Here is a 24,865-nt window from a genome sequence, read left to right on the forward strand (position 1 = left end):
CATGGGATCGCTTCATGACTCTCGATACGACGCCGACCATTCTGATGGTGCCCGGCTTGCGCGACCATGTCGCGGAGCACTGGCAAACACTGCTGGAGCGGAAGTTGCCCAAGGCCACCTCGGTGCCACCGCTCGAGCACGACAAACTCAGTTGCGCTGCGCGCGTTGCGGCGCTCGATGCCGCTCTCGCGAAAATCGATGGCCCGGTGATCCTGGTCGCGCACAGTGCGGGCGTGATGATTACGGTGCACTGGGCCGAACAGCACAGCCGCAAGATTCACGGTGCGCTGCTCGCCGCTCCCGCCGACCTCGAGACGCCGCTGCCGGCGGGCTATCCGGACATCGATGCGCTGGCCGGGAACGGCTGGCATCCGGTTCCACGAAAGCCGCTGCCGTTCCCGAGCATCGTCGGCGCGAGCCGCAACGATCCGCTCGCGCAGTTCGAGCGTGTGGCGGCGATGGCGAAACACTGGGGTAGCCGTCTTGTCGACCTTGGCGAAGTCGGTCACCTGAATCCGGCCGCAGGGTTTGGTGAATGGCCCATGGCGGAGACACTGATCCATGAACTCGTCTGATCAGATACCGGTTGGTGCGGTCGATGAACTCGGACCAGGCCAGCGAAAACTCGCCTTCATCAATGGCCGCGGCGTTGTCCTTTTTAACATCGACGGCACGATCCACGCGATTGACAACGCGTGTCCCCACCAGGGAGCCTCGGTCGCAAACGGCCATCTCGACGGGTGCGTGCTGAGCTGCCCGGCGCACGGTCTGCGCTTCGACCTCCGCACCGGTTGCATGCCGGGTGCAAGTGGGTTGAGCCTGACGACATTCCCAGTCCGGACCATCGACGGAAAGCTGTTCGTGAGTCTCGAGGATCCAGTCGCCAGTCCCGCGCCGGCACCGGCGTGCAATGCGGCATCGTGATCCGGGCCGCGCGGGAACACACAGCCATTCAGGGGAACAAGGATGCAAGGTTTGATGATGCAACAACCGCTGCTGGTCGCTTCGCTGCTCACGCATGCTGAACGCCATCACGGCGAACAGGAAATCGTGTCGCGACGGGTCGAAGGCGACATTCACCGGTATCGGTATAGGGATCTTGCGCAACGCGCGCGCCGCATGGCAAACGCGCTGGCAGGCCTCGGCATCAAGCCCGGTGAGCGGGTTGGGACGCTGGCATGGAACGGCTACCGGCACATGGAGCTGTACTTCGCGGTCTCTGGGTCCGGATCCGTGTTGCACACGCTCAACCCGCGGCTCCACGTCGACCAGCTCGCGTACATCATCGAACATGCGGAAGATCGCGTGGTGTTCTTTGACCTGACGTTTCTGCCGCTGATCGAGAACGTCGCGCCGCGGGTCAGGAGCCCAAAGGTCTTCGTTGCAATGACCGATCGCGCACACATGCCGCGAGACCATGGCCTGTCGGCGACACTGCTGTGCTACGACGATCTCGTCGACGGTCACAGTGACGCATTCGACTGGCCGTTGCTGGACGAAAACAGCGCCTCGTCGCTGTGCTACACGTCCGGTACGACAGGCAATCCTAAAGGGGTGCTATACAGCCACCGCTCGACCCTGCTCCACACCTACGCCGCGGCGCTGCCGGATTCGCTGAATTGTTCGGCCCGCGATGTGATCCTCCCCGTCGTGCCAATGTTCCATGTGAACGCGTGGGGATTGCCTTATATCGCCTGCATGGTCGGTGCGAAGCTGGTGTTTCCAGGGCCGGCGCTGGACGGCAAGTCGCTCCATGAGCTGATCGAGAATGAACAGGTCACGCTGTCGGCCGGCGTGCCGACAGTCTGGCAGGGACTGCTTGCACATGTCGACGCGATCACGGGTTCGTTTTCGTCAATGAAGCGCACGATTATCGGCGGCGCGCCCTGCCCGACAGCGATGACGACAGCGTTCCAGGAGCGCTATGGCGTCAATGTCGTGCACGCATGGGGCATGACGGAATTGAGCCCGGTCGGAACGATCTGCAGTTTCAAGGCACATCAGGCGTCTCTGCCGGTGGAAGAGCGCTACGCACTTCAAGCGAAGCAGGGTCGCCCGGTATTCGGCATGGACATGAAAATCGTCGACCTGGAAGGCGAGGCATTGCCATGGGACGGCGCCGCAACGGGCGACCTTCTCGTGCGCGGTCATTGGGTCACGCGGGAATATTTCGGCAGTGACGACGCACCGCCGCTGCGCGACGGCTGGTTCCCGACCGGCGACGTGGCCAGGATCGATCCCGACGGCTTCATGCAGATTACAGATCGCAGCAAGGACGTCATCAAGTCCGGTGGCGAATGGATCAGTTCGACTGACATCGAAAACATCGCGTACCTGCACCCCGAAGTCACGACGGCGGTATGCATCGCCGCGCGGCATCCGAAGTGGGACGAGCGGCCCCTGCTGCTGATCGTGAAGAAGCCTGGCAGCGCGCTCCTCACGAACGAACTGCTCACGTTTTTCGACGGCCGGCTTGCGAAGTGGTGGAAGCCCGATGCCGTTGTGTTTGTCGACTCGGTTCCGCTCGGTGCAACGGGCAAGGTGCTCAAGAACCGGTTGCGGGATCAGTTCGGCGATTACTACCTGTCGGCCTGAAACACTGGCACGGCAGCAACACAGTTTCATTCGAGTAACAAACCATAAACTGCCGGGTCCACCCGGCACGCCTCAAACCAGGAGGAGACACAATGAAATTGAAATCAAGCAGCCTGGCAGTGCTGATAGTTTTTTCCAGCGCGGTCCACGCCCAGTCTTCAGTCACGCTCTATGGCGTACTCGACAGCGGACTCCTGTATCAAAGCACCTCGGCGGCAACGTTCCAGCCGACCGCGCGAAACCAGGGGCATTCCTATCAACTCAAGGACGGTGGTATCTATTCCAGCTACTGGGGTCTGAAAGGAAGCGAGGACATCGGCGCTGGCTACAAGATCACCTTCAAGCTGCAAGGCACGTTTAACACCACGAACGGCAAGTCCGGGCTGTCTGATACGCCGGGCACGACCGCAATCTTCAACCAGTTCGCAACGATCGGGGCAACCGGGCCGTTTGGCACGTTCGACGCCGGCCGGCAGATCATCCCGATGATCTACGCAATGGCGGAAACCGACGTACGCGGCGCACAGTATTTCGGCAGCATCCTGACTGCGTGGCTCGGCATCAACCAGGCGGCCGGCTGGCCCGGCACCAGCACGAACGCTCCAATCGGCGCCCTCTATGACAGCAACGCGCTGGTCTACAATTCGCCGAAATTCTATGGTGCATCGCTTGCGCTTGAGTACGCGCCGGGTGGCGTCGCGGGACAGTTCCAGGGCGGCACGCGTGAGTCGGCTGTGCTCAAGTATTCGAACTACGGACTGAACCTGTCCGCTGTGTACTACAACGGACATGACACCAACCCGTTCCCGCTGACCTATCCGGCGGCGCCGGCTATGCCTGCGACAGGCCAGAGCAACAATCGCTTCTACTATTTCGGTGCGATGTACACGATCAGTGGATTTTCTATGTCCGCCTCGTACGGCATCGGCAAAAACCCGGCGAAGAGCAACACTGCTGACTTCGAAATGGTGTCGGGTGGCCTCGGCTACCAGTTCAATCCGCAACTCAAGATCACGTCCGGCTACTACTACCTGAAGGACCGAAATCATTCAGCGAATCACTCGAGCGAAATCGCAGTGGGTGCCGAATACAACCTGTCCCCACGGACCAAGGTATACGCGCAAGTCGGCTACGTCGACAACAAGGGGACGATGAACCAGACGATCATCTATGGGGCACCGGTTGCGCCGGGCATGTCCACCACTGCCGCGATGATCGGCCTCCGCCATAACTTCTGATTCCGTCACACTCTTCAAGCGGAGCAATCCATGAAAACAATCAAGACTCTTGGGCTGGCTGTCGCCGCATTGTTCGTTGCAATGTCCGCGACCACGTGGTGCCATGCCGATGAAGCAGCCAGTAGCCCTTCCAGCGCGCAAGGTGCGTCCACGACGGCGGGATCAGGCGCAGTGGCAACCACGGGCAGGAAAGCGGATCGCGCCCTGCGCCGGAAGGTTTATGCTGCCATCGGCAAATACAAGGAGATCAACGCCGGAGACATCAGCGTCATTGCGAAAGACGGCGCGGTGACACTGAATGGCACGGTCACGGAAGCTACCCAGATCAGCAAGGTCGAGGCGATCGCTCGAGGCGTTCCCGGCGTGACGTCAGTGACCAACAAGCTGACGGTGAAGAAGCCATTTGGCGGCATGTAATCCGCCGTAGTCAGAAACGGAGTGGGCGAGGCCGAAGACAACTGGCCACGCCAACTTCCACCCATCAGTGGCGGCGCCCAATGTGTCGGTCGCGCGCGGCCGACACCTATCCCCCAGGAACGGGCCTTGCTGACCAATGCGACGTGCAACGTCCGATGGTTATGCCCAATGAAACCAACCCGCGCCCTGGAAGCACTGAATTTCTTCGCTACTGTGGGTGTCGTACGCACGGCAACCTCGATAGCAACACCGTTGACGCACGCCCCGCCGAGTCTTGATTGCCTTTTGTTTACCAATGTCAATCATGGTCGCCATTTGACCGCCGGTCCGACGAACGTTTCAGATCTTCATCCCCTGATTTCCGCGTTCGATGCAGCGAGTGTCCGATCTGTCCGGCGACATCCTGGATAGACGAACGCATGTACCAGGGCCACCAGGCCAGATGCCAGAACCACAGGCATGCCCCGCGGTATCCCCGGAGCCACCTGCGGTTTATGCCAGTCACAGGGAAGCTTTCAAGGCTGCGATGGCCGAGCGCCATCACACCAATCGTCATCCAGACAACGGCGATCACGAGAGTCGGAAGCGACAGAACGCATGCGGTGACAAATATCGCAAGCGGCAAACAGATAGTGAGTGGCGAGCGGGTTTTCATTTTGCTTTCGCCCCCTTTATAACGGATCTTATTATTTTAGATTAGCGTATTTTGGAGGTATTAACCGATAGGGTTTTGTACCATCGCTTGAACCCTAACACTGACCATCAAAGCGCAGGTTATTCGGCGGTTTGAACACCCAACGCGTGATTCATAATTAGGCCCTTGGTCACGAAGTGCCAATGCTTACATGGAAAGCATGAAAGATAGATCGACAGTCGTATGCGTCCGGAATGGCAAAATCCTTCTCGTTGCCCGCACGCGCTCGCGGTGGTCTTTACCAGGTGGCACGATCCGGAGATCCGAGTCGCCGCAGGACGCCGCCTTGCGCGAACTGGAAGAAGAGACTTCGCTAGTTGGAGTGGAACTTACGTACCTGTTCCAGTTTGGCGGCCTCAGCAAACACCACCATGTTTTCCGCGCCGATGTTCCTCAGGACGCGGTCCCCGAAGCGCGTAACGAAATTTCGCGTTGCCGGTGGTTCAACCCGGCCAAAATTTCAACGCTAGTCGCAAGCATACCGACGCGGGAAATCGTCGATCTTTTTTGTAAGCACGAAAATCGCGCCGAAATGCCGCCGGCTGTCATCGGCAAACCGGATGGGAGCATTAAACTGGTGGCCCAACCGTATGCCCATGTCGCCGACACGGCTGCGCCGCCGGCTTAACATCGAAACTTGCTGGGAACGCGATGAGTGACACTATGCAGCCACCTTTTTCCGTTCTCTTCGTCGACGACGACGAGATGTCGCGCAATCACTTCGCACGCGCGATCCGTAAAGAATACTGTGTGCATGTCGCTCAAGGCGTAGACGAAGCGATGGCTATGCTAAGTGAATACGGAGCGGAGATTGCCGTACTGGTCACTGATTTCCGCATGCCAAAACGCGACGGAGACGATCTGCTGCGTCAGGTGGCGCGGGAGTATCCGCAAATCGTGCGGATACTTGTCACCGCGTATGCTGATAAAGACATGCTGTTGCAGACAGTCAATACCGGTGACGTATTCCGAATCCTCGAAAAGCCGCTTCGGGCCGAAACGGTGCGCGAAGTTCTGCAACTGGCAACCGCACGCTACGCTGAGCGGGAAGCGCGTCAACAGCGCCTGTTGGCGATGGATGAGACGCTTGCTTTCCTCGCCCACGAGCTGAACACGCCGCTGGCAACGATCTCCCTTTTTGCACGCAGCGTCGAAACCGACGTTGCTGAGCAATACGATCCGGAGCGTCAAATGGCGATCGGCCAGGCGGCAGCGTCAATGCTTAATAATGCACAGTACTGCCTGACGCTGATCTCGTCCTTCTGGGCGGCGGTGCACAAGAACGGAGGCCAACAGGCCGCGTCGGGCATTGGAACCCACGAGATCCGCGCGACGCGATTGATCGCTACCTTGCTCGATACCTATCCGTTTGCCGCCTCGCAGCGCGACTGGATACAGGTCGACGTGCAAGGGGATTTTACCGTGCACGCCATGCCCAATTGCGTGGCGCTCGTCATCTCTTCGCTGTTATCCAACGCGTTGCGTGCGCTCGACGGTACGCCCTCGCCTTCGTTGCGCCTCGAAGTCGTGGACACCCCCGAACCTGAGATCCGTATTCACGACAACGGTCCGGGGATTGCACCGGAGATAAAAGCGCGTCTGTTGCTGGACCCCGTCACGACTTACGCAGGATCCGGCGGGCACGGTATGGGCATGATCTTTTGCAACCGCATCATGCAGTCTCTCGGTGGGTGCCTCCGTATCGAATCCACCCTGGGTGTGGGCACGACCGTGACGATGGGGTTTCCCAGTTTCAGAAATCAAATGAATGCGCATCACTGACACCGGGTAGCCGTCAGGCGGTTACCCATCGCTGAGCACGTCCCGATGATCGCGACGTGCTTTGGCCGAATCGAAATACGTCTCCAGCGCGTTAGCTGAACGCTCACCCAACACGCAAATCCGCGCAAGCCAGTCAGCCTCCGAAGGCCATGCGCCTTCTACCACTCGCGGATAAATCTGCCTCGTGAATTGGTGCAGCCCCTTTGCTCCGATATTGCCGCTGACGCCAAGAAGGAGGTGTAATACGCCGCGCGCCGATGGAAGGTCACGAGCCGTCACACTGATAGTAAGTTGCGCCATAAGCACGCGAATCTGCTCGATGCCGTTGAGGAACGACTGATCCAGCAAATCAAGCGCCATAAGCTCTTCGAGGTGTTTCTTGTCAAGCAGATCGCCTTCCGCGACAGCGGCGGGCTTGCCGATTGGGCTGGCCAATGTTTGAGATAAATCTGCCTTCGCCGGCGCATGCAAGGTTCGTTGCTGGGCAAACTGTCTTGCGAGGGAGGCATACAGGGAACCGACCTGTACGGGTTTTATCATGACCTCGTTCATGCCTGCAGCGAGACATGCCTGTACGGCTTCCATATCGGATTGGCTGGTCAAGGCAATGATCGGTACGTGGGCATACGCATCGGTACGGGCGCGAATCAACGTGGTCGTTTCCACGCCGCCCATTCCTGGCATATTCAGGTCCATCACGATGGCATCGATAGTGTCGTCTTCCTGCAGCCTCGCCAGCACAGCCAGCCCATGTTCGGCCTCGACGACGCTCGCGCCGCATCGCTCCAGATAACTTTTGGCAACCAGCCCGCTGTAGGTGTCGTCGTCCGCCACCAGGATCGTTTTGCCGGCGAACCCGTCGAAGCTCTGTTTCGAATGATGCTGCTTGCCGTTTTCGAAGATCGTCTGCAAAGTGCCAACCAATTCCACCACCCCGCAGGATTTGCTGATGAGTCCGTCCATACCGGCTTGCCGTGCAAGGACGCGCGCCACATTGCTTGGCTCTGCCGTATAAGCGACGATCAGGACATTCCAGTTAGGTTCTTGACGGCCAGCGCGGATTTTCTCGGTGGTCGTGTAGCCGTCCAGACCCGGCATGTTGATGTCCATCAGCACAAGGTCCCACGGCGTTGCCTGTCGAAGCATGTTCAGCGCCGTCTCGCCGTCTGCGGCTTCGCTCACGTCCGCGCCGACCTTCGACAGCGCACGACGGGTTCTCGCCCGCTGACCGGCATCGTCGTCCACGACAAGAATGCGTTTCTCCCTGAAAAATGGCGTAGCGTGGTCGAGAATCTTCTGCTCATGGCTCGCGACTTCGCTTTCAGAAACGACCGGAAATTGCAGCGTGAACTGCGTAAATTTTCCGACTTCGGACCGGCAGGCGATAGTGCCGCCGAAGGCGCGCATCGCGCGCTGGCAGTACGCGAGCCCGAGCCCAGTACCCGCCGAATTGCCAGCAGTGCGGAAAGGCTCGAACAGATGCGGCAGAATCTCGGGCGCAATACCCGGGCCTGTGTCGTGAACGATCACCGTTTGCCGCTCGACCGTGAGTGTGAGCGTCGCTAGAGGATGCGCGGCAATGTGATGGAGCGCGTTCTTGATCAGATTGAACAGTGTGAACAGATAGACGGTTTCGTCGACCTTGAAGGTGAAATCCTCCAGCACCACGAGTCTGACTTTGCTGCGCTCCTTCTGATCGCTGAAACCGTATTCGTCCAGCGCTTTGCGTGTGGTACTCGCCGCGCTCAGATAGGTCAGATAGTCGGAGCGGATGGGTTTGGCGCTGACTTCGTCCAGTGTCATCGCGATGATACGCAGGCCTCGCTCAATCGACAGTTGTCCGTGGGCGAGATGACGATAAAGCAACGCCGCCCCGTCCTGCGACAACGCCGGCGACGGAGTGGATTCAGTCCTCGCAGGCAGCGCATCTTCCACGCGATCCAGAACGTGCTTCAGCTGGCTGAGGGGGTTACGCATTTCATGGGCGATCGAGCCCGCAAGGGCCTGCAATGCTCGATTTCTTTCGACAAAGATGCGCCCTTTGCTGATCGCATAGCTGAAAGCCATGCTGCACAAGACCACGACGGGCAGCACGGCGAGATCCGACCGGTTGGCCGCGCTTAGAACGATCGGAGCCGGTGAGCTGACCACCGCAGCCAGCGAACCGGAAAGAATGCCGATGCCTATGCAGCCCATCAGCAAAAGCGGGTTGTCGATACACAGCGCCATGATGAAAAGCATCATGACCTCGGTCATCATCCACATAGTGGAGAATGAATTTCTGATCGCGAGGAAAGTACAAACGAATGGCAATACGTAGATCAGGCAGCAATGCCAGTAGATCAGCAGGTAATTGTTAAATCGCCTCGGCCAACGCGCCTGAAAGATCAAGGGAATGCAGATGACAGCCGCACTCAACCGGAGGAAAAGGTTGTCGTACGGCTGCGGCAGGACATAGGTCCAGACGACGTAGTAAATGGGGTGGCACAGGAGGCCAAGTATGCCTCCCCATCGAATTGCAAGCCGGCTTCGTTCCAGCAAATCCCGCATGCTCTCGCGCGGCATCACCATCTGGCCTCCAATGACGTTCACGACCCTATCAGTTCGTGTTTGCCACGACGCTGGGTACTCTGGATGATCGCCGAACCGTCTTTACCGTGAAAAGGTCCGACCGAAAACCCGTACTTCTTCAGAAGACCGTGAGTATATGAAACGGACCACACAGGAGGGCTGCCGATGATGAAATCGGAAGCAATGCCTTCCTGCCAGGCTGCGTAGCCTTCGGCGAAACAGGTATAGCAATCGCGGGTGGTCGGCAGTCTGAACGGAAACACGGTGTTGAGTCCGGCAGGGCCACGGGCGAAACACTCAATATATAGCGTGTGGGCCCGCGACGCGAGTTCAGCCTCGACGCTCGCTGCCCTGGGATGAGAATCATCGATCCAGAACTGCGCCCGTTTGAGGTCAGAAGACGTGAGGTAGGGAACGCTGGTACTGCTGACGAGGATTGCGCCATCGAACTGCGGCAACGGCGTGTCCGGACTGAAGGTGTGTACCGAAATCCGGGTTCGTCCCAGCAGATCAGTTGCCAGCAGTTCTTTTGCTTGCTCCTTGAGCAGATTCACCTTGTCCGGCAAATCGATCAGAACAAGCTCTTTCGGTGCATCTTTGTAAAGCAGGTATTTAGCCGCCGTGACGCCGAGCCGCCCAGCGGCGCCGAATAGAGCGAGCTTCGTCTTGCCGAATTCGAGATCAAGTTCGTTGCAGCAGTGGATGGCCCAGTCTTTCAGCATCGAGGCCGTGGCGGCATGACCCGTGGTGATGTGGGGCGGCTTCGTATGCCGGGGGAGTGCGCCATAGTTGCAGGCATAGGGCGTGGACGCGCCCATCGCCACCATACTCAATCCCGCTTGCCTTGCCAGTTCCAGAGCCGGAAAAAATTGCGTCTCCCGAAACCGCTTGATACCGCGCGGGCTTCCAAGCCACAACTCGAGAGGAACTGGACACGCAATATTGGCCCCTATGACCTGAGATCCCGAATAGATAGGCGATGCGATAAAAGGCTTTGCTTTCCAAAGCTCTTCTTCAAATGACGCATTTCTGCGTTTCACATTATGAAATGAAAATGAAAGCGTATCCCAGTCCGTAGCGTGAAACAGAAACCCAATGCCACCTTGGCCCGCTGACAGGTTGTCCCTTATCTCTTCTGGGTGAATGATGTGTTTGAGCGTCAAAGGCGCACTATTGGGGTGCAGACTGGAGTTGGCCTGCTCATCGAAATCGATCGTAATTTCCTGTTGAGGAGACGTTCTCATTTGGGTTCCCTTAGGTTGAACTTACGCTGGAAAGTCAGCGCAGCATCGTCAGTCAGGATTGACTGCCGACATTCAACTCTAGAGAAATCCTGCGCGGTGTGTCCGTCTGTTCGGTCGCATCGCGAAAGTTGCGGGACTTACCGGAAATTGCGGCTGGGGGTGGGGTGAGGCTGGCGGCGGGTGGATTCGAAGCAACAAGCGTCGGCGTATCGGAGTTCTGATTGAAAGTTAGTCCGTCGATTTCTCATCATTTGAGAACTCTGACGACGTCTCTCAACCAATCAGACTCGCAACGTCGTCCCACGCAAAGACGATGTTTTCCGATCGCCACATCGGTCCCGGATCGATGTACTCGCCTGCCGGCCGGCCATTTAGCGTCTCGTAAAAGGCGATCGCGGATTCGTTTCCCTTGACGACGCTTAAAGCGGCTCCTTGGTAGTGCATTTTCCTCAAATGAGTTGCAAGTTGTGCAAGCAACTCGCGGCCGATGCCGCGGCGCTTGAAGTCAGGATCGACATAAAGGAATTTGATCTCGCCGCGACCGTCGAATATCGATTCTGAAGGCCTCCCGGCGGCTCCGATGCCAACGGTTCTACCGTCGATCTCAGCAATGAGCACGACCTGGCTGCTGTCATTCGCGGACAGTTTTTCCTTCCACTGCTTGCCACGATATTGCTCGTCGAGGACGGCATATGCTTCCGCTGGCGCAAGCTCCTGGTAGGTCTGCCTCCAGACCTTCACATGAAAATCGGCGATCATTTGAGCATCGTCGATATTTGCGGTTCTGATGAATATTCCCGTCATTTAAGGCTCTTTTGGATGCGGAACTGCGCCGTGGGCGCGCGCGTAAGAGATTGTGAGCGATCTGGGCGGAGGTGTCGACGACCGGTTGTGGCCGAGTTTCGCACAGGCACCTCGCATTCATTTGCGGCTGACTCTTGTCGTATCACTCGGCACGGGTGACTGACCGCACGCACTCGGTGATGAGCCGACAGAAGCTCTCAAACTCACGATCACTACGAAACCGGTATCGTTGAAATTCATAGGGCCGCCCCTGAAACGTGAAACCGATCGTCTCCCGCGCCTTGGAAGAATAGCTCCCGCGCCGTGTCAGCGAAGGCTGCTGGTAACGCCGCAGATTGCCAATCGCGGGATACGGAATCAACATCGGAGGTTTTGACAGGATAGGCGGCTCAACGATGGTTAGCCCCTGCGCTGTCACCAGAATTCGACGCGCAAGCCACGGCCCTAAAAAGCACCAGCCGAAACAGGCGACGGCGATCACTGCAAAAAACACCCCATACAAGGCTTCGCGCGTCCGGTAACTCACGCCAGCCGCATGCCATGCCCACCCCGAGTTTCCGATCCACGGCCTCCCTCCGTGCATCAGCATATACGCCGCCCCACATGTGCAAATGACGCCTACCAGCGCGCCAAGCCAGAATCGGCCGATCAACGGAAACTCGGTCACTGGTGTTTTATCGTTTTCCATATGACTTATATTTTCTTATCGGCAAACGCTTGACGGCACGCGATCGTCTATAGCTGTACACCGGAGGAAGCACCAGTCATCTTCTGCTTTCAAGCACCAGTCCACCCTCTCCGTTTGGACGCCATACCTCGCCTTTGTCAGAACTAACATTGAAGAACCCAACGTTATGCCTTGCCGCGAGCGTGAACATTGTTTTATACGCATCCTCAGCGATAGACCACGCGAATGCCGCATAGATGATTTCCCGACCAACACTGTAGTCTGTAAGACGCGGGTCATCTTCGGGTAGCGGTTGCGGCGCAAGCGGTCCGTTCATCGACGGATACGTCTGAATCATTTCCGTGAACCAGGCCCGCAGGTTTGGAGTAGACACCTCTGGATCATGATACGAATGCCCTTCGCCCCAACGGGTCTGTACCCGGTACCATTCAAGAAAGGCAGCTTCCCCTTTGGGCGCAACCTCAGGGGCGAATACCATCAAGTCATAGCTCATCTCGTTGGTTCCTATGTCGTCACGAAAGGCGCAAATTCATGGCGTTAGTCAATCCCAACGTCCGCCGACGACAGCGATCAGCGACCGATACGGAAAGCGCTGCTTCGTTGACCACAAAAAGTACGGCTATGACCCACAGAAAGGGCCTTGCTCACTCATCGCGCGCTTCCAGGTGTGTTCCGTACTGGGAACCGGCGCCGGGGAAGCGAGTGGCGCCGCCGGAGTACCTGTGTCGTTCAGATCGATATGACAGCGACCGTCGGTCACCGCGAGAAGAGCGACATAGCGGTGGGTGGCTTCCGGTGTGAACGTAAGGGTGTCGACGCAGAATTTCTCGACCACCAGCATATTCTTTGTGTAGACCATGGAGAAAGACAATGGCGCGTTTGGTGTAACTTTGCGCGCGATCTCCTTCTCAGCATCCATTACGGGAAGATGATGCCGCTCGGTACATTCAGCCGCGCCTCCATAAATAAATGCTTGTGCTGTGAAATCGCCTGTTTTGCGAAAAACTATAGTAGCAGCGTCTGCTTGAGATGGTTCCTGATAGGTTGCCGCGCAACCCGTGATGGCGAGCGCGCATGCACCCAGCATAAGTGTTTGGCTAAATTTCATAATTATTGATTAGGGGTATGTGCAGATTAGAATTCACACGCAGTCGCGCTCAAAACGCAAGCGCGCCTAATCATCCTTTACGGCACCCGGCAAAATATCTTGAGAGATTGTGCGTTCCGCAGGTGAGTGAAAATCACAGCCTGTCAGTGATTTGCATGCTGACGTTATATGACCGTAAACGGAAAAGCGAGACGGCAAATGTTGAGCGGAAAGCGAATTTCAATGGTGGCGGCCATGGCCGCGAATCGGGTGATCGGTGCGGCTAACGACATTCCATGGAGAGTGCCCGGAGAGCAGCAGCGGTTTCGTCAATTGACCGAGGGGCACCTGGTCGTGATGGGACGACGCACATACGAGTCAATAGGTAGACCACTGCCAAATCGCGATGTGCTTGTGATTGGCAAGCATGCTGTCGCCGCCGAACGAGCGTCGACTTGCAGTACGCTGCAAGAAGCGATCGAAATCATCGCGAACGATCCGCGTGAAGAGATTTTTATCGCGGGCGGCGAACAGATTTACCGTCTGTTTTTGCCTTACGCGGATACGGTCTACCTCACAGAAATCGATTTGGAGCCGGCGGGCGACACCAGGTTTCCAGATCTGCCTGCCGACTTTCATTGCACAGAAAAGGTCGACGTCAGCGGCCCTCCACGTTATACATTTTCTACCTATCGCCGCACCTCCGGTCACGAGGGCAATCTGTATTGAGAGCTAGATGTCGTGCATTTTCAGCCACGTGGCACGGCACAAACGCTCGACACTAAAGCGCCGATTGCACTAAGCCATAGAATGATGCCCGCACCGCGCTACCAGTGATCCCATTTGAAATGCTACGCTGTCGAAGCACGATCTTGAGGGACCATAAAAAAATCCCCAGACCGCCAGCGGCGATCATCGCCAGTATCCCGACCGCTGCGCCGTGAGTCTCCAGACACCACCAAGTCAGCCATGCCGCGCCAAAGACAGCAAAGAACATAGCGCCGCGCGCTCGACTCGACGATGCAGATTGAATGGAATCCATGCACGTACTCATCGTTGGAGAAAGGGCAGAAATAATCATGTTCGGTGCCAACTGTCATCGATCTGGGCATCGACCGTTTACTACGAGGCGTCGGGGTGATCCCGACTAACAAGATTCAGATATTCGCCTAGTCCGGCTTCGCCCAGCGGCTTGACCATGACCCGGACGGTCTGGATGGCATCTCTCATCACGACGCCATACCGGCGGCGCGTTTCAAGGTAGCCATTCCGCTCCCAAAAGCGTTCCGCGCGCGTATTGCCGGCAATGACGCCAAGGCGCAACCACTTCGCTCCTGACGCCTTCAGCCAATGCTCAAGGCCTTCGTACAAGTCACGGGCTACACCTTGGCCGTGTTTGTCAGTTGACACGATCAACAATCCTATATGCCACACACCGCCGGTGAAGAGGTCCGAAACGATCGTGGCAAACCCGGTCACCTCTTCACTCGCGTCGACAAATCCAATCGCATACTTGCTAGTGAATGCCCATGCCTCCGGCAGTTCACTTTCGAACTCCTCCTTGGCTTGACTATCTGTCGGTGGACAACCTTCTGCCGACAGGAAGTATTCCGGATTGTTCTCCAAAAATGTTTGAATGATCGGGATGTCGTCATCAACAAGTTCGATGGCACGATAGCCGTCCACTTCGAACAGTATTGGCTCCATTCCAGAAAGCATCGCTATCCTCAGTACCGGTTATAGAGTTTGATCCACCAGGATACTTCAAGAAGTCGATATGACTTCACGCGCGACGACCTCGACCAATTCGAAATGCAGCGTCACCAGTTCGAAATGGTCATGCAAGTCTACGTGTGGCATGCACCTGATATGGCACTCCCGAAATTCTTCCGCACTGGAGAATGTCTCGCCACGCCAGACTTCTTCCGGGATGTTCCAGAATTCGATCGTATATACCTTTGTTGCCCTAATGATGCAGCGAAGCCGCTTCTTCAAATCGTAGACTTCGATAATGTCGCCCGGCGCGTAGCTGCCGTCGCCATATTCTCCGTATGGTTTGTAATAATCTGCGACCGTGTCGGCAGTGACCGTCTTGCGCCCGTCCATGACGGCGCGCGGAAGACTATCGTCGTTTTCGTCAGCCCCCCAAAAGGTCAGTCGCTTTCTTCTGTTCATCACGTATCACATCACAGTTGAAGCTGCGCACGAAATAACGGGGGGAGTTCCCGATAGGTCTCCAGGTACCTGATCGAATCGGTATGTCGAGATGCGCGCGGGGCGAACGGTGGAATCTGACCGTGGCGCGCCGGTGATCTAGCCGAAAATCCTGCTTCTTAGTCGATGGGCTCAACAAGATGCGCTCTATTGGCCGGCGCAGCATATGGCTCGGGCCAATATTCGACAATTTTAGTAATCTTTCCAGACTCGACTGAGAAGAATGATATGGCTCGCGCCGTCAAGGCACCATCGGTAATGGTCACATCGGATACCGCTTCCTGAGTAGTGTTGGCGACGATTCTGTTCACCGTGAAGCGCCACGGTCCTTGCGCCGGATTCTCTGAGTTCATTTGTGCAAAGCGCGTCGCGCCCCTGATGCGCTCGTTCGACTGTGGCCACTCCAGGATGAACTGCTCACTTAGCACCGACTGTACTGACTCAAAGTCGTTTGAAGCCATCAGTGTCCAAAATTCCTGAACCAGCGCCGTGATATCAGCAACAACTGCTGTCATAGATCTTCCGTGTTGGCCCAAAGTAAAAGAAATTCGGAGATTGATCTTCAACGGTTCGGCCAGTCGATATCCACGGCAGTGATCCGAGCCGCCCGCTCACGTCGACAAGATATCCTTTGACTGAATCCGCTTTACGCCCACGCGATCCATGTTTTTTCGCGCAGCCGCAAGTGAGCCGTTGAGGTCAATCGGACGCGTTGCGTCTTCGATGACATAAGCTTTGAACCCTGCCTTGCGGGCGTCCATTGCTGTCCATGCAACGCAGAAGTCAGTCGCCAGTCCGGTCACAAACACGGTGTCGATATGCCGCTGCTTCAGATATCCCGAGAGGCCGGTTTCTGTCTTGTGATCGGCTTCCTCAAACGCGGAATAACTGTCCATGTCCTTGTGAAAGCCCTTGCGTATGATGACTTGCGCAGTCGGCAGTTTAAGGTCCTTGTCGAGCGCGGCGTCGTCAGTGCCTTGCACGCAATGATCCGGCCACAAGACCTGCGTACCGTACGACAACTGCGCCGTCTCGAACGGCTTCTTACCAGGATGGGAACTGGCGAACGACGCGTGTCCCGGCGTGTGCCAGTCCTGCGTAATGACAATGTTCTCGAACTTGCCAGCCAACTCGTTGATAAGTGGCACGACTTCGGCGCCGCCTTTCACCGGCAGCGTTCCGCCATCGATGAAACAATTTTGCACGTCCACGACGATCAATGCGGATTTGCTGCCGGGCGTGATGTGTTTGCCTGATGCAGCCGACGCTGCCAAAGCGCTCAGGCTTCCAAGGCCACAAAGATGAAACAGACCGAGCGCGGCGGTCGACTTGATGAGTGCCCTACGACGGTTTTCTCCCACGGCGAATCCCCTTTTCGATTGAAGCCACAATCATAGAGGCGCCAAATTTATTTCAGACTACGTCTCGAGGCACCTGTCTTTCTGAAAGCCACCGCATAAATAATCGCACAAAAATTCGCTAAATGGTTTGATGTCCGGGGAATTTGCCGACTATTCCAGCAATCTCGATGCCGCGACTCCTGCGAGGCAGAAAAATCGAGCCTGGGCGCGGCGGCCATCAAGGTTTGCGTATACGGATGGCGTGGCGCAGAGAAAACGCGCGCAAGTCTCCAGTAACGGTCGTGCAACTGCACGACCGTCATTCGGTGAAAGAGCGATACGGGAAGGTTTTCCGGACGCTGTTACCGAATCGACACGGCTCCGAAGTTCACCCGGCCGAACGGACTGACGTGATAGCCATCAATGTTCGGACGCGTGATCGCGGCCACCAATGGATGCGCAAGCGGAATCCAGAGCGCCTGATCGTGCGCGATCTTCACGGCACGGTCGTAGTCCTGCGCGCGAACCGACGCGGTGCTGGTCGCTTTCCCGCTCGCGATCGACGCATCCAGCGACGCATCGCAGTAACGCTGGAAGTTGGTACCGCCCTTCACAGCGTCACATGAGAATAGCGGCGACAGGAAGTTATCCGGATCGCCGTTGTCGCCGGCCCATCCCATGAACAGCAGGTCATATTGCCCCTGCTTGATTTCGTGAAGCAACTCGCCCCACTCCAGGGTCTTGATCCGTGCGTCGATGCCGACCTTGGTGAGGTCAGCCTGAAGCAGTTCGGCGCCCACCTTCGGATTCGGATTGAGCGTGCTGCCGGTCGAGCGGGTCCAGATCGTCAGGCTCAATCCATTCGCCATGCCCGCCTGGGCCAGCAGCTTTTTCGCGAGCGCCGGATCGTACGCATAGCCGGTCTTCGCCTCCGTGCTGCTGGGATACGGATCCGTCGCGGGAACTGCGCTGGTGCCGAACAACGTCTTCACGTACGTATCGCGATCGAAGGCCAGATTGATCGCGCGGCGCACCACCTGACTATCGAGACCGTGACGCTGCGTATTGAGCGCGACGAACGCCGTCATGAAACCGGGCACGTCGAGTACTTTCAACGACGGGTCCCGGCGCGCCGATGCAATGTCGTCCGGCTTCGGCGCGAGAGCGATATCGCATTCGCCGGCCTTGACCCGTTGAGCTCGCACGGTCGGATCGGGCGTAATCGCGTAGATCAGTCCATCGACCTTGGGCTTCGGCCCCCAGTAGTCCGGGTTCACCGTGTAGCGGATCGTCGCGTCCGGACGATAGCTCTTGAGAACGAACGGACCCGTCGATACCGGCTTGGCGTTCAGGTCTGCGATCGCGTTAGTCTTCAGCAGTTGCGCAAGATATTCGCTCGAATAGATCGAGGCGAAACTCATCGTCAGGATCGGCAGCAAGGTGGCGTCCGGATGATTGAGAACGATGCGGACCGTCAGCGGGTCGACCTTGTCGACCGACTTGATCAGCTTCGTGATCTGCATCGACTGTACGTTCGGCATCACCACGGTCGGCAACGCCTTGCGCCATGCGTTGTCCGGATTCAGCATGCGGTCGAACGTGGCGATTACGTCGTCGGCATCGAACGTCCGGGTCGGTTTGAAGTAATCGGTCGTCTGGAAATGGACGTTGGGACGCAAATGGAACGTGTAGACCGCGCCGGCCTGACTGACGTCCCAACTCTGCGCGAGCGCTGGCTGCACGGTGCCGGTGGCATCGTCGTACGTGACGAGCCCGTTGAAAATAACGTCGGCAGACGCATTAGTGATGGTCAGCGTGCTGTAACGCACCGGGTCGAATCCTTCCGGACTGGCTTCGGTGCAGACGACCAACGGCTTCGCAAAGGCACTCGCAAGCGGTAAAACCATGAGCAACGCAATAGCGGCGAATCGCAGTTTCATTGGATGTTTCTCGTTTGACTTGATCCCGGCCGCGGCATGCGTGCCACGGCCGGGATCCAGCACAGGGTCACTCAGAAGTTCAGAAGTTGTGGGCGATACCAACGCGCACGTTGGCTTGTGTCTGCGTGCTCGACGGGGTGAATGCATAGCCGATCACCGCGTTCACGCCGCTCGATGCGCGGAGGTAACCCGCCGACGTGTAGATCCGCGTACTCTTCGACAGACTCTCGTAGAGACCGACCGACAGTTCGTTCCAGTGGTGATGCTCGAAGGTCGTGTACTGGTAGCCCGAACGGAGCGCCAACGCAGGTGAGAGCTGATACGCGCCGCCAGCTTCGTACACGTGCATGAAAGACGACACATTGCCATCGGCCGACGTGATCTTGGTCAGGGTCGTGTTGGCCTTGATCGTGAGCTTGTCGAAGCTGTAGCTTGCGCCGATCCCGCCCGTATCGAGGTGGCTCACAGTCAGTCCGGTGCTCGAATACAGCGACGTGAGCTGGCCGGTCGAACTGCTGACCCTGGCGGTCGTGGTGCCCAGGAACGACGACAGGCCGAGCGCGTTGTACGGATCAATTGTCGTGCTGTTCAGCTGCGAGTATGCCGCTGCCGCACTGAACGCGCCCGCGGTGTAAAGCACGCCGGCACTCCACGCTGAACCTGTATGGAAACTGCCGGCCGTATTGCTGAACGAATACATCGCGCCCGCGCTCAGACCGTTGAAACTCTTGCTTGCGAACTTGACCGAGTTGATCATTGTGTCGCCGCTCATGCGGTCGAGGTCGCCGAGGTGAATCGCATAGCCGTCGCCGTCCTGACTGATGTTATAGCGAGACGTGTAGTCGTTGATGAAGTCGTATTGCCTGCCGAGCGTCAGCGTGCCGAGCCAGTTGCTCAGTCCCACCAGTGCAGTTTTGCCGAACATATAGCCGCTGCTGGGCTTCGAACTACCATCGGTCACACGAAAGCCTGAGCGAAGGTCGAATACGGCCTGTGTGCCGCCACCAAGATCTTCCGTGCCGCGCAGCCCCCAGTAGTTGCTGTACACAACACCGCTGTCCATCTTGTATTGGTGTTGCCCACCCGTGTCCGTTATATAGCTCACCCCGTTGTCCATCCGCCCATAGAGCGTCACGCTGTTGTCCGCTCGCGCCGCCGATGTTGCCAGCATCGCAGTCATCCCTAAAACTCCAAACCCGAAAAAGAATCTTGATTTCATGTGCGATATTTTTGTGTGGATCCCATAGAAGCCAGACCGGAACCCGCGTGATGCCGCAATGCGCTGCACACCGGGTTCGGAGCTGCATTCCCGTCCATCGGGGAACGGGAATCACTGTATCGCGGGGCCGGGAGAAGAAAAAACTAAAACCCTTCGTTCAAATAGATCAATTTGAAATAACGTTCTATTTTGAAGACTAATTAGGAAAGGTAGCATTCGTTTATCGTTTCGAATGCAATAGTTAATTCTTACCGCCCATTACATAACTTTACCCATGTGCCAACTCCTTGCTCTCAGTTGTGCTGAGCCGACCGATGTGACCTTTTCATTCACGGGATTTGCGGCGCGAGGCGGTCTGACCGATCACCATGTGGATGGATGGGGAATCGCGTTTTATGAGGAGCGGGCATGCCGCTTATTCATCGACGACAAACCTGCTTGCCGTTCGCCCATGGCTGAATTTGTGAAGCGTTATCCGATCAAATCGCGCAATGTCATCGCGCACATCCGGAAAGCGACGCAAGGTGGCGCCAGCGCCGAGAATTGCCATCCCTTCATGCGCGAACATAACGGACAGCAATGGGTGTTCGCACATAACGGTGACCTGCGGGAGCGAAACTGGTGGGTGTCCGGTCCTTACGCGCCGGTGGGAACAACCGATAGCGAAACGGCCTTTTGCACGATCATGAATGTGATCCACAAGCGTGGCGTCGATAGGGATACCACGCCGGACGAGCTGTTCAATGTCGTAGAGGACATTACTCGCAACCTGAACCACTATGGAATTTTCAACTTCCTGCTGTCGAACGGACAGTCGCAGTTTGCCTACTGCTCCACGCGGCTGGCCTACGTGATGCGTCGCTGGCCGTTCTCAAGCGCGAGACTCGTCGATGCCGATATGTCGGTCGACTTCTCCGCCTATGCGACCTCGGAAGACTGCACGGCAGTGATCGCGACGACACCACTCACCGATGAAGCATGGACCACGTGCCAGCCGGGCGATCTGCTCATGTTTCGCGCAGGATCCCTGGTCAGACGCGCACACGTCCCTGTGCCGCCTCAGGTACTTGCTACCGCGCGATATGCACCTTCCGAGACATCGGGCACACCGGTTGTCTCGATGGGATGATTTGGCGTTGCGCCCTGGAAGCTGTCGACCAGCACTTCAGCGTCGCGCCGACCACCTTCGACTAACGCAAGGGATTCTTGATCGAGACGCCAGGAACACGAAGGTGACATTGGCTGGGACAGGCGCCTTATTTTTGGGTATAAGCTCTTCTATCACTCTATTGCTCTGGACAAGCACGGCTGGCTTCCTTTCGCGCACTTACAAAACATCAAGTCTCGCGCGATGGTCCCGATAACTCGATTGCACGTCGCTACCGTGCATTCGATTTTCGACCGTCTCGCCAAGCGCGGGACAAAGGAAGCGTCAGCCCATGTCGCCTGATCCGATCAACACGAACACGTCAGTCACCACACCGCCACCACCCGAGCCTCCTCCATCAAAGGATGCATCGTCGACAGCCAGCACGTCCGACCGCAGCAACGATGCACTGATAACAGCACTCAAGCAGACGTTGACGCGGCTCGGCATCGATGCATCAACGGGCTTAGCCATCAGCGACAGCACCAACGACGACTCCGACGCCTTGTTGCACAGGCGTGTGAGTGCCTCGAGCACGTCACTGGTCGCGGCGCTCTATCAGGCGCTCGAGCTGCAGCGGTCAATTGCCGTGGCTAACGGCCTGAGCACGTCGGGTAAGGAAACGAAAGACGCGCTTTCCCCCGCAACAGATATCCAGCCATCCAGTTCGGCCGTAAGCGGCTATCGCGATCTCGGCGCTCAGATTGCCGATCTGGCGAAGACGTCCCGCACGGTAGTAAGCGACGACGATAACGATACGGACGAATGGGATTTCGATATCGACGATTTCGAAAACACACCGAGCGCCGTCACAGAGTCAGGCGACCCGATGACAGCCGCAATCGGACAATTGAATCAGGCGTTACGGGATCACGTCACGACGCTCGCGCAGGATGCGAACGCGAAAGTCTCGCTAGTTGCGGTGCTCGACGGATTGTCAGACGAGACGAAGGGGGTTCAATGGCGGCCGCTCGGTGTGTTGATCGACGTGCAGGCGTAATGCGCGATCGACGTCGTCACGTCAATCGCGCATCCACCGCTTTTCCACCAGTCATGCGTTCATCTGCAGCGATCAGGCCGTGCCCCCGGGGTTTGGGAGAACCTGGCCAATATCGATGCGATTCCCATCAGGATCTGCCAGCACGAAACACCTGAGCCCGAAGTCAGCATCGCGCAAGGCCTTGATGATCCGAACGTTGTGGGTCGTGCAGTGCTCATAAAGGACAGTTGCGTCTTCGACCATGAGGTGGGCTACGTTATTTAGCGATGCTTTATGGTTCTTGTTCTGCGACAGATGCAGTTCAGCTTTGTCCTTCTTCAGAATGACGAACCCGACCGGATTCCCGTTTTCGAACACTTTGTTAAACCCAAGCACACCGCAGTAGAACTGGAGGCTCCGGTTGATATCTTGAACTCCGAGACCTGGTGCGAGTCTTCCGAAACTGACGCCATGCGGCGAAGACAACGTGGTTTCCATATCGACGCTCCATCGAATGAGCCAGAGGCAGCCTGCAAGGCGGTGCTTATCGACAGCATGCGTGGTCTCGTTAGGCGGAGCGGTGTCCGCACGTGGTGCCGCGCAGCGTGGTGTGTGGCACGCTCAAAACAATATCAGAAAGTCGAAGCGCGCCCAAAAGCTTCGAGATATCTTCGGCTAACGACTATTCAATGCGAATATGCAGGAAGCTCGCCCGCCGTCCCGACGCGCGTCGATTAGTGCCGGCAGCCGAATGGCGTGTTCGCGATGATGACCGATCACTGTCAGATGCCGAGTGGACGAATGAGTTATCGTAGCTCGATCTGCATCTGGATTCGGCCTGAGCGACGACAACAAAGGAGACAACTGTGAAATTGATGGCCATGATCGCCATCCTTTTGGCCCTTGTTGCCGCGCCGGCCCTCGCCGCCGATGTCGGCTTCGAGGAGGTCAAGATATCGAACGGTGCGGAGCGGCCGCTAACTGCCGGAATCTGGTACCCGACTAACGCGCCGGCGACACCGCACGCCTTGGGCAATTTCACCCAAATTGTGGCGCCGGACGCTCCGATCATCGGCCAACAACTGCCGCTGGTGGTGATGTCGCATGGCGGCGCAGGGTGGTATGGCGGCCATTACGACACGGCTCTCGCCTTGGCTCACGCGGGCTTCGTGGTGGCGGCGGTCAGTCACGCCGGCGACACTTTCGATGACCAGAGCGGCGTCTTGCAGTTGTGGCGCCGTCCCGCCCAGCTTCGCCGGCTGGTTGACTACATGCTCGACGAGTGGCGTTGGCGCGGGCGGCTGGACGCGGCCCGCATTGGCGCGTTCGGCTTTTCCAACGGCGGCTTCACCGTGCTCGTGGCCGCAGGCGGGGTCCCGGACCTGTCGGAGATCGCCCCATATTGCGAGGCACACGCTGATCATGATCTGTGCGCTGCTCTGAAGCATGCCGGCGTCGATCCGCATGTCGGCGCGGATGTTCCCGCAAGCGCCTGGGTCCATGACTCGCGCATCAAGGCTGTGGTCATCGCCGCGCCCGCGTTCGGCTTCGCGTTCGGCCGCGCAGGGTTAAGCAGCGTGCGCGCTCCGATCCAGCTCTGGCGCGCCGCCGAGGATCGTCATCAGCCGCACCCGTACTACGATGAGGCCATACGCGCCGACCTGCCCCGAACGCCCGAATATCACGTGGTCGCCAACGCAGGCCATTACGACTTCCTGCCACCCTGTGACGCGGGTCTGTCCCGGAAGAAGCCAGAAGTCTGCGACAGCCTGCCGGGCTTCGACCGCGCGGCGTTCCATGAGCAATTCAACGCAGATGTGGTGCAGTTTTTCCAGGCAAGGTTGCGATAGAAAACTTCTCGTCTTTCGTGCGCCGACACCGCGAGTCATAAGGTCATTGATCGTCGCCCTTCGAGATTCGCGTCAACGGTTGGCTGACGGCTCTGGACTCCCATCGGCAGCATGCCAAACGATACGGTTGTCCAGCGCATAAATGAAACATTCCGTCTTCGCCAATATCTGGCAAATGGAAATTGCACGCTGCTCTGCGGCCCGCTTATCACCAGAAACCTCAGCTGCATCCGCCGAATATCCCCAGTGACCGTCGGTCGATATCGCGAACGCTCGATGCAACCCACCGGCTAACCATTTACGGTAGCCATCCTGCCCTCGCGTATCAATGTAGGGGACCGGGCCCTGGGGGATGGTTGTTTTTTCTTCTGGCACGACGGGCTGCGACTGCGTCACCACGGGCTGCTGCGGGGACGCGGTGGCAAACTGTTGTCGTGCTCCAAGGACTAATCCATTCTTCTCAAGGTCGTCAAAGATTCTGGAGATGAGTTTCCTCACCGTATCGCTATCAAATGCCGGATCCCATGGCGTTAGCGTACTGACCTTTACCCGGTAGTCCGCATGCCAATACTCGGTGCCTGGCGGGGTATCGCGAAAAATTGCGTGGAACACAAACTGGACATCGGCCGAATTTTGCGTTGACCGCCCACCGCTGACAAACAGCACGAGTTCCTTGCCGCTCTCCCGGGAAGCGTAGGGATTCGCACCAACCCCACTCGTATGATTGTTCCGCCGAATATCGGCGTCCGAGACGGTGACGTCTGCTTCGAGGCCTCTGTCACTTGCAACTTCCGGGGCGATGACTCTTATCTCATTGCCGAGGTCATAGTAACCATCTCTCTCAAGTAGTGCGGACGGCGAATATGCGATGCCGGGCATGCGTGAGTTTGTCGCTCGCAACGAATTCTGAATGTATCGAACACTCACGACTGATGCCGGTGCAGACGGCCGGCTGTTGAGGCTGGAAGTACTGGAGATAGAAGTGCATCCCGACAGAACCGCGAGGAGAAAGACGGTCCAGCGAAAAGAGCTCAACGACATCGATGTTCCCCGAAT

The 24,865-nt window shown here is 57.5% G+C and carries 28 protein-coding genes; 11 read left to right on the forward strand and 17 right to left on the reverse strand.

Annotated elements, in window-relative coordinates; genetic code table 11:
* The first annotated feature begins 14 nt into the window (after window positions 1–14).
* From M0D66_RS02685 to M0D66_RS02705, 5 genes are all read left to right on the forward strand, one after another.
* A complete protein-coding gene (locus tag M0D66_RS02685) occupies window positions 15–575 on the forward strand; it encodes an alpha/beta hydrolase (RefSeq protein WP_200618957.1) in 561 nt (186 codons plus the stop codon).
* Window positions 562–924, forward strand: coding sequence for a Rieske 2Fe-2S domain-containing protein (locus tag M0D66_RS02690; protein WP_266208913.1), 363 nt, complete (start codon window positions 562–564; stop codon window positions 922–924). The genes M0D66_RS02685 and M0D66_RS02690 overlap by 14 nt, the downstream gene beginning before the upstream one ends.
* 42 nt (window positions 925–966) lie before the next feature.
* Window positions 967–2,595 (forward strand): 3-(methylthio)propionyl-CoA ligase, encoded by a 1,629-nt coding sequence (locus M0D66_RS02695; RefSeq protein ID WP_266208914.1) that lies wholly within the window; start codon window positions 967–969, stop codon window positions 2,593–2,595.
* 92 nt (window positions 2,596–2,687) lie between these two features.
* Window positions 2,688–3,833 carry a porin gene (locus tag M0D66_RS02700; RefSeq protein WP_266208915.1) on the forward strand — a complete coding sequence of 382 codons (1,146 nt, stop codon included), beginning with the start codon at window positions 2,688–2,690 and terminating at the stop codon, window positions 3,831–3,833.
* Window positions 3,834–3,863: 30 nt separating this feature from the next.
* Window positions 3,864–4,250, forward strand: coding sequence for a BON domain-containing protein (locus M0D66_RS02705; protein WP_266208916.1), 387 nt, complete (start codon window positions 3,864–3,866; stop codon window positions 4,248–4,250).
* Window positions 4,251–4,548: 298 nt separating this feature from the next.
* Here the strand turns inward: M0D66_RS02705 and M0D66_RS02710 are convergent, their stop codons facing one another.
* Window positions 4,549–4,905 (reverse strand): hypothetical protein, encoded by a 357-nt coding sequence (locus M0D66_RS02710; protein WP_266208917.1) that lies wholly within the window; start codon window positions 4,903–4,905, stop codon window positions 4,549–4,551.
* Window positions 4,906–5,104: 199 nt separating this feature from the next.
* Between M0D66_RS02710 and M0D66_RS02715 the strand changes: the two genes are divergently transcribed.
* Complete coding sequence (locus tag M0D66_RS02715; protein WP_200652928.1) at window positions 5,105–5,572, forward strand: NUDIX hydrolase; 468 nt, start codon at window positions 5,105–5,107, stop codon at window positions 5,570–5,572.
* A 23-nt stretch (window positions 5,573–5,595) separates the two neighbouring features.
* Complete coding sequence (locus M0D66_RS02720; RefSeq protein ID WP_093636721.1) at window positions 5,596–6,726, forward strand: hybrid sensor histidine kinase/response regulator; 1,131 nt, start codon at window positions 5,596–5,598, stop codon at window positions 6,724–6,726.
* A gap of 21 nt (window positions 6,727–6,747) precedes the next feature.
* On the opposite strand, the gene M0D66_RS02725 is transcribed toward M0D66_RS02720, so the two are convergent.
* The 6 genes from M0D66_RS02725 to M0D66_RS02750 form a co-directional block, all read right to left on the reverse strand.
* On the reverse strand, window positions 6,748–9,297 hold the full coding sequence (locus M0D66_RS02725; protein WP_266209131.1) for a hybrid sensor histidine kinase/response regulator: 2,550 nt from the start codon (window positions 9,295–9,297) through the stop codon (window positions 6,748–6,750).
* A gap of 17 nt (window positions 9,298–9,314) precedes the next feature.
* Window positions 9,315–10,541, reverse strand: coding sequence for a hypothetical protein (locus M0D66_RS02730; protein WP_093636715.1), 1,227 nt, complete (start codon window positions 10,539–10,541; stop codon window positions 9,315–9,317).
* A gap of 273 nt (window positions 10,542–10,814) precedes the next feature.
* Window positions 10,815–11,345 carry a GNAT family N-acetyltransferase gene (locus M0D66_RS02735; RefSeq protein ID WP_093636711.1) on the reverse strand — a complete coding sequence of 177 codons (531 nt, stop codon included), beginning with the start codon at window positions 11,343–11,345 and terminating at the stop codon, window positions 10,815–10,817.
* Window positions 11,346–11,487: 142 nt separating this feature from the next.
* Complete coding sequence (locus M0D66_RS02740; RefSeq protein ID WP_266208918.1) at window positions 11,488–12,033, reverse strand: hypothetical protein; 546 nt, start codon at window positions 12,031–12,033, stop codon at window positions 11,488–11,490.
* A 76-nt stretch (window positions 12,034–12,109) separates the two neighbouring features.
* The gene (locus tag M0D66_RS02745) at window positions 12,110–12,526 is read right to left on the reverse strand and encodes a hypothetical protein (RefSeq protein ID WP_256457078.1); all 417 of its coding nucleotides are present in this window, start codon (window positions 12,524–12,526) and stop codon (window positions 12,110–12,112) included.
* 126 nt (window positions 12,527–12,652) lie between these two features.
* Window positions 12,653–13,141 (reverse strand): hypothetical protein, encoded by a 489-nt coding sequence (locus M0D66_RS02750; RefSeq protein WP_143131728.1) that lies wholly within the window; start codon window positions 13,139–13,141, stop codon window positions 12,653–12,655.
* 198 nt (window positions 13,142–13,339) lie between these two features.
* Here M0D66_RS02750 and M0D66_RS02755 point away from each other — a divergent pair, with 198 nt between their 5' ends.
* Window positions 13,340–13,849, forward strand: coding sequence for a dihydrofolate reductase (locus tag M0D66_RS02755; RefSeq protein WP_200565110.1), 510 nt, complete (start codon window positions 13,340–13,342; stop codon window positions 13,847–13,849).
* Between the two features lie 52 nt (window positions 13,850–13,901).
* Here the strand turns inward: M0D66_RS02755 and M0D66_RS02760 are convergent, their stop codons facing one another.
* From M0D66_RS02760 to M0D66_RS02790, 8 genes are all read right to left on the reverse strand, one after another.
* Window positions 13,902–14,162: a hypothetical protein gene (locus M0D66_RS02760; RefSeq protein ID WP_266208919.1), complete on the reverse strand. Its 261-nt coding sequence runs from the start codon at window positions 14,160–14,162 to the stop codon at window positions 13,902–13,904.
* Between the two features lie 80 nt (window positions 14,163–14,242).
* Window positions 14,243–14,839: an N-acetyltransferase gene (locus M0D66_RS02765; protein ID WP_266208920.1), complete on the reverse strand. Its 597-nt coding sequence runs from the start codon at window positions 14,837–14,839 to the stop codon at window positions 14,243–14,245.
* 45 nt (window positions 14,840–14,884) lie between these two features.
* Window positions 14,885–15,295 carry an ASCH domain-containing protein gene (locus M0D66_RS02770; RefSeq protein ID WP_234487866.1) on the reverse strand — a complete coding sequence of 137 codons (411 nt, stop codon included), beginning with the start codon at window positions 15,293–15,295 and terminating at the stop codon, window positions 14,885–14,887.
* 158 nt (window positions 15,296–15,453) lie between these two features.
* On the reverse strand, window positions 15,454–15,849 hold the full coding sequence (locus tag M0D66_RS02775; protein WP_266208921.1) for a nuclear transport factor 2 family protein: 396 nt from the start codon (window positions 15,847–15,849) through the stop codon (window positions 15,454–15,456).
* Between the two features lie 96 nt (window positions 15,850–15,945).
* Complete coding sequence (locus M0D66_RS02780; RefSeq protein WP_211708596.1) at window positions 15,946–16,695, reverse strand: nicotinamidase; 750 nt, start codon at window positions 16,693–16,695, stop codon at window positions 15,946–15,948.
* 47 nt (window positions 16,696–16,742) lie between these two features.
* Window positions 16,743–16,997, reverse strand: a complete 255-nt coding sequence (locus M0D66_RS37925) for a hypothetical protein (protein WP_367619533.1) — start codon at window positions 16,995–16,997, stop codon at window positions 16,743–16,745.
* 39 nt (window positions 16,998–17,036) lie between these two features.
* Window positions 17,037–18,614 (reverse strand): ABC transporter substrate-binding protein, encoded by a 1,578-nt coding sequence (locus M0D66_RS02785; RefSeq protein ID WP_266208922.1) that lies wholly within the window; start codon window positions 18,612–18,614, stop codon window positions 17,037–17,039.
* Between the two features lie 79 nt (window positions 18,615–18,693).
* A complete protein-coding gene (locus M0D66_RS02790) occupies window positions 18,694–19,794 on the reverse strand; it encodes a porin (RefSeq protein WP_234475210.1) in 1,101 nt (366 codons plus the stop codon).
* A 313-nt stretch (window positions 19,795–20,107) separates the two neighbouring features.
* Between M0D66_RS02790 and M0D66_RS02795 the strand changes: the two genes are divergently transcribed.
* Entirely contained in the window at window positions 20,108–20,962 is an 855-nt protein-coding gene (locus M0D66_RS02795) for a class II glutamine amidotransferase (RefSeq protein ID WP_093636687.1), read from the forward strand.
* 310 nt (window positions 20,963–21,272) lie between these two features.
* Window positions 21,273–21,980 (forward strand): hypothetical protein, encoded by a 708-nt coding sequence (locus M0D66_RS02800; RefSeq protein ID WP_093636684.1) that lies wholly within the window; start codon window positions 21,273–21,275, stop codon window positions 21,978–21,980.
* A gap of 72 nt (window positions 21,981–22,052) precedes the next feature.
* Here the strand turns inward: M0D66_RS02800 and M0D66_RS02805 are convergent, their stop codons facing one another.
* Window positions 22,053–22,457 carry a VOC family protein gene (locus M0D66_RS02805; protein ID WP_266208923.1) on the reverse strand — a complete coding sequence of 135 codons (405 nt, stop codon included), beginning with the start codon at window positions 22,455–22,457 and terminating at the stop codon, window positions 22,053–22,055.
* A gap of 377 nt (window positions 22,458–22,834) precedes the next feature.
* Here M0D66_RS02805 and M0D66_RS02810 point away from each other — a divergent pair, with 377 nt between their 5' ends.
* Entirely contained in the window at window positions 22,835–23,809 is a 975-nt protein-coding gene (locus M0D66_RS02810) for a dienelactone hydrolase (protein WP_266209132.1), read from the forward strand.
* Between the two features lie 72 nt (window positions 23,810–23,881).
* Here M0D66_RS02810 and M0D66_RS02815 read toward each other — a convergent pair whose 3' ends face one another.
* Window positions 23,882–24,688 carry a hypothetical protein gene (locus tag M0D66_RS02815; RefSeq protein WP_266208924.1) on the reverse strand — a complete coding sequence of 269 codons (807 nt, stop codon included), beginning with the start codon at window positions 24,686–24,688 and terminating at the stop codon, window positions 23,882–23,884.
* Window positions 24,689–24,865: the final 177 nt, after the last annotated feature.

The sequence above is a fragment of the Paraburkholderia sp. SECH2 genome (genome assembly GCF_030464795.1).
Lineage (GTDB): Bacteria > Pseudomonadota > Gammaproteobacteria > Burkholderiales > Burkholderiaceae > Paraburkholderia > Paraburkholderia aspalathi.

What these genes read in the sequence shown, in the direction of transcription:
- M0D66_RS02735 (WP_093636711.1), bottom strand. Translation starts at nt 11,345, where the DNA reads ATGACGGGAATATTCATCAGAACCGCAAATATCGACGATGCTCAAATG.
- M0D66_RS02705 (WP_266208916.1), top strand. Translation starts at nt 3,864, where the DNA reads ATGAAAACAATCAAGACTCTTGGGCTGGCTGTCGCCGCATTGTTCGTT.
- M0D66_RS02760 (WP_266208919.1), bottom strand. Translation starts at nt 14,162, where the DNA reads ATGGATTCCATTCAATCTGCATCGTCGAGTCGAGCGCGCGGCGCTATG.
- M0D66_RS02755 (WP_200565110.1), top strand. Translation starts at nt 13,340, where the DNA reads ATGTTGAGCGGAAAGCGAATTTCAATGGTGGCGGCCATGGCCGCGAAT.
- M0D66_RS02815 (WP_266208924.1), bottom strand. Translation starts at nt 24,688, where the DNA reads ATGCCCGGCATCGCATATTCGCCGTCCGCACTACTTGAGAGAGATGGT.
- M0D66_RS02725 (WP_266209131.1), bottom strand. Translation starts at nt 9,297, where the DNA reads ATGGTGATGCCGCGCGAGAGCATGCGGGATTTGCTGGAACGAAGCCGG.
- M0D66_RS02775 (WP_266208921.1), bottom strand. Translation starts at nt 15,849, where the DNA reads ATGACAGCAGTTGTTGCTGATATCACGGCGCTGGTTCAGGAATTTTGG.
- M0D66_RS02685 (WP_200618957.1), top strand. Translation starts at nt 15, where the DNA reads ATGACTCTCGATACGACGCCGACCATTCTGATGGTGCCCGGCTTGCGC.
- M0D66_RS02740 (WP_266208918.1), bottom strand. Translation starts at nt 12,033, where the DNA reads ATGGAAAACGATAAAACACCAGTGACCGAGTTTCCGTTGATCGGCCGA.
- M0D66_RS02790 (WP_234475210.1), bottom strand. Translation starts at nt 19,794, where the DNA reads ATGACTGCGATGCTGGCAACATCGGCGGCGCGAGCGGACAACAGCGTG.
- M0D66_RS02695 (WP_266208914.1), top strand. Translation starts at nt 967, where the DNA reads ATGCAAGGTTTGATGATGCAACAACCGCTGCTGGTCGCTTCGCTGCTC.
- M0D66_RS02710 (WP_266208917.1), bottom strand. Translation starts at nt 4,905, where the DNA reads ATGAAAACCCGCTCGCCACTCACTATCTGTTTGCCGCTTGCGATATTT.
- M0D66_RS02715 (WP_200652928.1), top strand. Translation starts at nt 5,105, where the DNA reads ATGAAAGATAGATCGACAGTCGTATGCGTCCGGAATGGCAAAATCCTT.
- M0D66_RS02770 (WP_234487866.1), bottom strand. Translation starts at nt 15,295, where the DNA reads ATGAACAGAAGAAAGCGACTGACCTTTTGGGGGGCTGACGAAAACGAC.
- M0D66_RS02805 (WP_266208923.1), bottom strand. Translation starts at nt 22,457, where the DNA reads ATGGAAACCACGTTGTCTTCGCCGCATGGCGTCAGTTTCGGAAGACTC.
- M0D66_RS02785 (WP_266208922.1), bottom strand. Translation starts at nt 18,614, where the DNA reads ATGAAACTGCGATTCGCCGCTATTGCGTTGCTCATGGTTTTACCGCTT.
- M0D66_RS02730 (WP_093636715.1), bottom strand. Translation starts at nt 10,541, where the DNA reads ATGAGAACGTCTCCTCAACAGGAAATTACGATCGATTTCGATGAGCAG.
- M0D66_RS02690 (WP_266208913.1), top strand. Translation starts at nt 562, where the DNA reads ATGAACTCGTCTGATCAGATACCGGTTGGTGCGGTCGATGAACTCGGA.
- M0D66_RS02745 (WP_256457078.1), bottom strand. Translation starts at nt 12,526, where the DNA reads ATGAGCTATGACTTGATGGTATTCGCCCCTGAGGTTGCGCCCAAAGGG.
- M0D66_RS02700 (WP_266208915.1), top strand. Translation starts at nt 2,688, where the DNA reads ATGAAATTGAAATCAAGCAGCCTGGCAGTGCTGATAGTTTTTTCCAGC.
- M0D66_RS02810 (WP_266209132.1), top strand. Translation starts at nt 22,835, where the DNA reads ATGGCCATGATCGCCATCCTTTTGGCCCTTGTTGCCGCGCCGGCCCTC.
- M0D66_RS02765 (WP_266208920.1), bottom strand. Translation starts at nt 14,839, where the DNA reads ATGCTTTCTGGAATGGAGCCAATACTGTTCGAAGTGGACGGCTATCGT.
- M0D66_RS02720 (WP_093636721.1), top strand. Translation starts at nt 5,596, where the DNA reads ATGAGTGACACTATGCAGCCACCTTTTTCCGTTCTCTTCGTCGACGAC.
- M0D66_RS02800 (WP_093636684.1), top strand. Translation starts at nt 21,273, where the DNA reads ATGTCGCCTGATCCGATCAACACGAACACGTCAGTCACCACACCGCCA.
- M0D66_RS02795 (WP_093636687.1), top strand. Translation starts at nt 20,108, where the DNA reads ATGTGCCAACTCCTTGCTCTCAGTTGTGCTGAGCCGACCGATGTGACC.
- M0D66_RS02750 (WP_143131728.1), bottom strand. Translation starts at nt 13,141, where the DNA reads ATGAAATTTAGCCAAACACTTATGCTGGGTGCATGCGCGCTCGCCATC.
- M0D66_RS37925 (WP_367619533.1), bottom strand. Translation starts at nt 16,997, where the DNA reads ATGACGGTCGTGCAGTTGCACGACCGTTACTGGAGACTTGCGCGCGTT.